This window comes from Micrococcus sp. KRD070, assembly GCF_017168435.1.
Taxonomy (GTDB): Bacteria; Actinomycetota; Actinomycetes; order Actinomycetales; family Micrococcaceae; genus Micrococcus; species Micrococcus luteus.
Window position 1 is genome coordinate 38,600 of the sequence record NZ_JABFNH010000004.1, and the last position, 6,898, is coordinate 45,497.

General features: G+C 72.5%; 6 protein-coding genes. 1 reads left to right on the forward strand and 5 read right to left on the reverse strand.

Translation table 11 applies throughout. From position 1 onward, the window contains the following. Positions 1 to 270: 270 nt before the first annotated feature. Complete coding sequence (locus J1M38_RS01030; RefSeq protein WP_036315903.1) at positions 271 to 1,248, forward strand: hypothetical protein; 978 nt, start codon at positions 271 to 273, stop codon at positions 1,246 to 1,248. 205 nt (positions 1,249 to 1,453) lie between these two features. On the opposite strand, the gene J1M38_RS01035 is transcribed toward J1M38_RS01030, so the two are convergent. From J1M38_RS01035 to J1M38_RS01055, 5 genes are all read right to left on the reverse strand, one after another. Beyond that, the gene (locus J1M38_RS01035; protein WP_134377076.1) at positions 1,454 to 2,209 is read right to left on the reverse strand and encodes an ABC transporter ATP-binding protein; all 756 of its coding nucleotides are present in this window, start codon (positions 2,207 to 2,209) and stop codon (positions 1,454 to 1,456) included. After that, a complete protein-coding gene (locus J1M38_RS01040) occupies positions 2,206 to 3,294 on the reverse strand; it encodes an iron chelate uptake ABC transporter family permease subunit (RefSeq protein ID WP_134377077.1) in 1,089 nt (362 codons plus the stop codon). Before J1M38_RS01040 ends, J1M38_RS01035 begins: the two co-directional genes overlap by 4 nt. Next, entirely contained in the window at positions 3,287 to 4,345 is a 1,059-nt protein-coding gene (locus J1M38_RS01045; protein ID WP_080981700.1) for an ABC transporter permease, read from the reverse strand. Before J1M38_RS01045 ends, J1M38_RS01040 begins: the two co-directional genes overlap by 8 nt. Next, entirely contained in the window at positions 4,342 to 5,406 is a 1,065-nt protein-coding gene (locus tag J1M38_RS01050; RefSeq protein ID WP_123244478.1) for a siderophore ABC transporter substrate-binding protein, read from the reverse strand. Before J1M38_RS01050 ends, J1M38_RS01045 begins: the two co-directional genes overlap by 4 nt. Before the next feature lie 170 nt (positions 5,407 to 5,576). After that, on the reverse strand, positions 5,577 to 6,836 hold the full coding sequence (locus J1M38_RS01055) for a methyltransferase (RefSeq protein ID WP_206501148.1): 1,260 nt from the start codon (positions 6,834 to 6,836) through the stop codon (positions 5,577 to 5,579). Between the last annotated feature and the right edge of the window lie 62 nt (positions 6,837 to 6,898).

Sequence of the window (6,898 nt, forward strand, 5' to 3'; positions counted from 1 at the left end):
CCCTCCGTGGGCAGAAACCACACCCCCGCCCATCGCGTGGGCAGCATCCGCAGGTTTTCGATCTCCGTGGGCAGAAGCGCCCTCTCTTCTGCCCACGGATGTTGCGTGGGCGGAACTCCTCGCAGTTCTGCCCACCGAGCCATGACGACGTCGTCCCGGCGGGACAACCGGCCGCCGCCGAGTCCTGCACAGCCGGCCCACCCCGCGCCGGTGTGCACAGACACGCGGCCCGCCCGGCCGTCGTCAGGCCGACCGCGTCAAGGTCGACCCATGTCCTTCGCCCCCGATCTCCCCCTCGTCCCCGTCTTCACCACCCGCGACGTGCTCGAACGCGGTCTGCCGCCCAGCCGGGTGCGGCGGTCCGACGTCCTCCGCCTCGCCCGCGGCATCCACCGTCGCCGTGACATGCCGCTGCGCACCTGGGAGTCTGCCGGGCTCCCGCCGCCGCACCACGGGGTCGGCCTCGACCTGCTGACCGCCCTCCTGCGGTCCCGTCCCGACGCCGTTCTCTCCCACGAGACGGCGGCGCACCTCCACGGCCTCCCGCTTCCCCCGGGCGGGGCCACGCGACGCGCCGCCGTCGAGATCACGTTGCACCGCGGCACCGCACGGGCGCGGATCCCCGGCGTCATGGAGCACCGCAGACCCCTGCCCGCCGGCCACGTCACCTCCGTGCTCGGGCTACGGGTGACGACGCCGGAACGGACCTGGCTCGATCTGTGCTCGATCGGCCACCCCTGGGACGAGGCATCCCTCGTGTCGGCGGGTGACCACCTGGTCCGTCACCCCTGGTCCCCGCGCGGCCGGCGGCCTCCCATCACCACGGTCACCGCGCTGCACGAGGCGATGCGGCCGCTCGGGCGGTTCGTCGGAAGACCGCGGGCGACGGCGGCGCTCGAGCGCGTACGGGTGGGTGCCGACTCGCCGCAGGAGACCCGGCTGAGGCTGGCGCTCGTCGAGGCGGGGCTGGGCGAGCCGACGCTGCAGCACGTGTTCGACCCCGGGCGGCGGGACGCCCCCGAGGCCGATCTGTGGTTCGAGGACTGCCGGCTCGTCCTCCAGTACGACGGCGAGGTGCACCGGAGTGCCGAGCAACACGCCCGGGACGCCCGGCGAGACCAGTACTACGCGGAGCGTGGGCAGATGACCCTGCACGTCACGAGCCGGGACGTCGGCGAGGGATACGCGCGGGTGATCGAGGCCGTCCTCAGACGACGGGCACAGGTCTCGAACGGCTGGGATGCCTGACGTCGTCGTCGCGTATGGCCCTGCCGTCCATGCGCAGGGGTTCCGTGGGCAGAAGCGAGGGTGCTTCTGCCCACGGAACCTGGAAACACGCGGGTTCTGCCCCCGGAAGGCGAGACCCGGCGGGTTCTGCCCACGGAACGCTCGCGTCGGCCGGGCACCCGACCCCCGCCCGGACCGACCCGGGCCGGCCTCACCGTCGCCCCGCTCAGTAGTACACGGCCAGCGGCCCGTGCGGTCCGTCCACCACGCTGCAGGGGGTCTTGAAGATCCGCTCCAGCACCTCAGGGCACAGGATCTCGGCCGGGGTGCCGGTCTCCACCACCTGGCCGTCGCCCATGGCCACGATCCGGTCGGCGTAGTGGGCGGCGAAGTTGATGTCGTGCAGCACGATCACCACGGTCCGGCCCAGCTCGTCGGCGGCCCGGCGCAACTGCTGCATCATCTGCACCGAATGCTGCATGTCCAGGTTGTTCAGCGGCTCGTCCAGCAGCACGTACTCGGTGTTCTGCGCCAGCACCATCGCCACGTACGCGCGCTGCCGCTGGCCGCCCGAGAGCTGGTCGAGGTACCGGTTCTCGAACGGGCCGAGGTTGAGGAAGTCGATCGCGTCGGACACGTGCCGCTCGTCCTCCAGGGTCAGCCGGCCGCGCGTGTACGGGTAGCGCCCGAACCCCACGAGCTGTCGCACGGTCAGCCGCGTCACGAAGTGGTTCTCCTGCCGCAGGATGGACAGGGTCTGCGCGATCCTCCGGGACGGCGTCGTGGTGATGTCGTGCCCGCCCACGGCGATCGTCCCGGCGTCGGCGTCCTGCAGCCGGCCGATCATCGTCAGCAGCGTGGACTTGCCCGCCCCGTTGGGCCCCACGAGCGCGGTCACTCCCCCGGCCTGGATGTCCAGGTCCACGGGCCCGATGCACACCTCGTCGCTGTGGCGCTTCACCACGCCGCGCAGCTCGATCACAGACGTCCCTTTCTCATCACGACGACCAGGAAGGTGATGCCGCCGATCAGCTCGATGACCACCGTGACCGCACCCCCCGCGTAGAACACGTGCCGCAGCACGAAGTAGGCGCTCGTGAGCACCGCGTACCCGGCCAGCGCCGCCACCGGGAGGATGAACCGGTGGTCGTGGGTGTCGACGAGGCTGTACGCCAGCGTCGCCACGAGGAAGCCGAGGAACGTCATCGGGCCCACGAGCGCGGTGGTCATGGCCATCAGCACGGAGACCAGCAGCAGCGTCACCATGAGCTCGCGCCGGTGGTGCAGGCCCAGGTTGGTCGCGGCGTCGGCGCCGAGCGCCACCGTGTTCAGGCGGCGGGAGCGCAGCCACAGCAGCGCGCACACGACGACGGCGATGGGCGCGGCGATCGCCACGTACTCGGTCCGGGCGTTCGAGATGTTGCCGAAGAGCCGCGCGCTCAGCAGGTCGAACGAGTTCGGGTCCAGCAGTCGCTGCATGAACGTGCTCAGCGCGGCCAGCCCGCCGCCCAGCACCACGCCCACGAGCAGCATCAGATGGACGCTGCCGTAGGGCCGGGAGAGCAGCCACGAGTACAGGGCCGTCGCCAGCGCCACCATGAGCGCGGCCTGGGCGAGGAACGGCCCCACCCCGGTCAGCACCGCGACGCCCGCGGCCCCCAGCACGTACACGGCGGCGGTCGACACGGCGGTGTAGAGCGCCTCGAACCCCATGATCGAGGGCGTGATGATGCGGTTGCCCGTCACCGTGTGGAAGCTGACGGTCGCGAAGGAGTGGCACAGCGCCACGATGCCGATCACGCCCAGGGACTCCACGCGCATCCGCGCGATCATCCAGAACGCGCGCGAACCGGGTTCGGCCCCGTTGCCCCAGAGCAGGACCCCGGCGGTGGAGAGCACGGCGACGACGGCCAGCACCGCGACGACGACCGCATACCTCCGGCGGTCGGCGGCGGTGACGAACGCGCCGGACCGGCGCGGGGCGTCGGCGTCGACGGGCCCGGCCGCGGTGGCGCCGCCGGGCGGGGCGGGGATGCGACCCGGGGCGGTCGCGAGCGGCTCAACCATGCTTGGCCTGCCTCAGCAGCAGGGCGAGGAACACGATCGCGCCCACGAGGCCCAGGATCAGCGAGATGGGCACCTCGAACGGGGCGATCACGGTGCGCCCGATCAGGTCGCAGACGATCACGATCCACACGCCGACCATGACCACCCAGGGCAGGTTCGTGCGCAGGTTGTCGCCACGGACCATGGACACGAGGTTGGGGACCACGAGCCCCAGGAACGGGAGGGCCCCGATCACCACGGTGACCACCCCGGTGGCCACGGCCACCATGGCCACGCCGGTGAGGATCACGGCGTCGTAGTTGAGGCCGACGTTCGTGGCGACGTCCTTGCCGAGGCCGGCCACGGTGAAGCGGTCCGCGATGACGAAGACCGCCACGCACACGATCAGCACGAGGAAGAGCAGCTCATACCGGCCGCGGACCACGGAGGTGAACGAGCCCGCGAACCACGCGCCCACCTGCTGCAGCATGTCCGTCTGGAGGGCGAGGAACGTCGAGGCGGCGCCCACGACGGCGCCGAGCATGATGCCCACGATCGGCACGATGAGGGAGGACTGCAGGCGCACACGCCGCAGGAAGAGGAAGAACACGAGGGTGCCGACGAAGGCGAAGAGGATGGCCCCGGCCATCCGGGTCACCAGGCCCGCCCCCGGCACGAGCACCATGGTCACCAGCAGGCCGAGACCGGCCCACTCGGTGGTGCCCGTGGTGCTGGGCTCCACGAAGCGGTTCTGCGTCATGAGCTGCATGATCAGCCCGCACATCGCCATCGAGGCGCCGGCCAGCACGAGGGCGACCGTGCGCGGCACGCGCGTGATGGCGAACATCTCGCGTCCGCCCTCCGCGCCGACGTCGTACACGCCCACGAACAGCGAGACCACGACGAGGGCCGCGGTCACCACGACGCCGACCAGCAGCGGCCAGGTGCGCTGCCAGCGGGTGCGCTCGGGCCGCAGGACGGCGGGCGGGACCCAGCACACGCGGTCGCCCCGCCCCGGCTCCTCGAGCCGGGGCGGGGCGTCGGCGACGTGGTGACGCACGTCGAGGATCACTGCGCGCCTTCGAAGGCCTTCGCGAGGTCCTCCATGACGGTGGTGTGGTTCTGGATGTCCTCGGCGACGTAGAAGTCGGCGGGCAGGTAGACGATGTTGCCCTCCTTCACCGCGGTCACGTCCTGGAGGGCCTCGGAGCGCTCGATCAGCTCGGCGGCGGTGGCGTTCTCCTCGCCGATGGCGGCGTCGCGGTCCATGACGATCAGCCAGTCCGGGTTCGACTTCGCGATGGCCTCGACGGAGATGTCGTCGCCCTGGTGGTTGTCGGTGCCCGACTGCTCGAGGGCCGGGGTCAGGCCCAGCATGTCGAAGAACGGGCCGATGGCGCGACCGGTGCTGGGCGCGACGTACGACAGCTCGCCGCCCGAGGCGATGAGGCCCATGACGGTCTGCTCGGGGTTGTAGGCGTCCTTGGCGCGCTGGGTGGCGGCGTCGAAGTCGGCGATGAGCTTCTCGGCATCGGCCTCGTGGCCGGTGGCCTCGCCCAGCAGGGTGGTCAGCTCCTTCAGGCCCTCGTCCATGGGGGTCTGCGTGACGTCGAAGTCCGTGTCCACGACGGCGGCGTCGCCGGTCAGCTCGTCGATCTCGGCCTTGCGCTCGTTGAACCGCTGGCCGTTGAACACGACGTCCGGCTCGGCCGTGACGAACAGCTCCATGTCCGGCTCCCGGTGGTTGCCGATGTCGGCGACCGAGTCGTCCTGGAGGTAGGAGGGCCCGCCCTCGCCCTTGTACATGATCTGCTTCGGCGCGGCAGACAGCTCGACGCCCCAGTCGTCCAGGGTGCGGAAGATGCGGTTGTCCGTGGCGATGACGGAGTCGACCTCCTCCGGCAGGGTGACCTCGGCGCCGGACATGTCGGTGACGGTGACCCCGGTCGCGATGCCGCCCGAGGCGGCCGAGGAGCCGCCGGCGGCGCTCGCGGAGGCCGATGACTCGCCGGAGGCGCTCGCGGAGGACGAGCCCGTGGCCGCGCCGCCGGCGGAGCAGCCGACGAGGGCGAGGGCCGCCACCGAGGTCAGGGCGAAACGGGCGAGGCGGGGGGCGCTGACGGAACGCGGCATGGTTCTCCTTCTGGGCGGCGGGGCTGCCCCGGGATGAGCAGTCGGGGTGGTGGGCGCGCTCCCGTGGAGGTGAGCCTTGCCTCAGTCGAATACCGTACACGAGGGTGCCGTAATCCCCCAACGGGGGTTCGACGGCTCCCGCCGCCCGGGGCCCGCGGCCTCGAGCCCCGTCAGTCCAACGGCGTCACCTCGAGGGCGAACCGCGACCGACCCACGCGCGCCAGCACGAGGGTGGCGTGCCGTCCGGCCCCGCCACGCCGGCCCGGCTTCGCCCCGCCGAGGACGGCGCGACGCACCTCCTCGGGCGTCTCGCGGATGCCCCGCTTCTTCACGTCCAGCCGGCCCACCCCGGTCTCCTTCGCCCAGCGCCGCAGGGAGGCCAGGTGGAAGCCGTGCACCGCCTCGATCCGATGGGCGCGGGCCAGGCCGTCGTGCACGGGCTCGGGCGCGACGAGGTAGGCCAGGTGGGGGTCCAGCTGCCGCGTCGGCACGGGCCAGGACACGGCCAGGTCCGTCACGAGTCCGGCCCGGATGACCGCGCCGTCCGGCTCGTGCAGGACCGCGCCGACGAGCCCTGCCATGCCCTCCTCCCCCACGGCCTCGACCTCGGGCGAGTCGCCGAAGTCCGCGCCGGAGACGAGCTGCGCCGTCGTCGTCTCCCCACCCCGGACGGTCATGACGCGCGCCGCCCGCCGCACCCCGGGGCGGGCCGCCGCGTTGAACCACAGGGCGGCCTCCACGACGTCGCCGTCGATGCTCACCCACTCGGCCTCGGCGCCCTCCGGCACGGCCTCGTGCGGAAGCCCCGGGCCGAGCTTGACCCCGACCGGCACGCCCGTCGCGGCGATGTCCGTCACGACGCTCAGGGGCGGGGAGAACGCCTCGGGGTCGAACACGCGCGCGGACCCGCCCCCGCCGACCTGACGGCGGGCGGGGTCCAGCCACACCGCGTCCGCCTCGGCGGGCACGTGGGCGCGGGCCCAGGCCACGGCGTCGCCGTGCACCACACGCGCACCGCGGTGGCCGGCGAGGTTCACCTCGGCGGCCGCGGCGACGACGGCGTCCCGCTCCACCGCCACGACGTCCAGGCCCCGGTCGGCGAAGGCGCGCGCGTCCAGGCCGAGACCGCAGCCGAGGTCGGCGACGCGCCGGGCCCCCGCGGCCGCCAGCCGGTCCGCGTGCAGGCCCGCGACCAGCGGGCGGGTGGCCTGCTCCAGGCCGTCGCGGGTGAACAGCATCCGGCGCGCCTGCCGCCCGAGGCGGGCCTCCGCCCGGGACCGCAGCGCGGCCTGGGTCAGCGCGGCGGCCACGCGCTCCGGAGGATGCCCGGCCGCACGCAGGCGGGAGGAGACCGCGAGCGCGTCGGCCTCGCGGTACCCGGCGAGGGAGTCGAGCAGCGCGCGGCCCCCCGGCTCCTGTCTCTCATACACATCTAAAAAAAAAAAAAATAGCTCAAAAGAAAAAGAGGCAAGTAAGCACTAGGGAACAGAGT

Excerpts from the sequence above, each read along its gene's own strand:
- J1M38_RS01030 (WP_036315903.1), top strand. The coding sequence starts at position 271 with ATGTCCTTCGCCCCCGATCTCCCCCTCGTCCCCGTCTTCACCACCCGC.
- J1M38_RS01040 (WP_134377077.1), bottom strand. The coding sequence starts at position 3,294 with ATGGTTGAGCCGCTCGCGACCGCCCCGGGTCGCATCCCCGCCCCGCCC.
- J1M38_RS01050 (WP_123244478.1), bottom strand. The coding sequence starts at position 5,406 with ATGCCGCGTTCCGTCAGCGCCCCCCGCCTCGCCCGTTTCGCCCTGACC.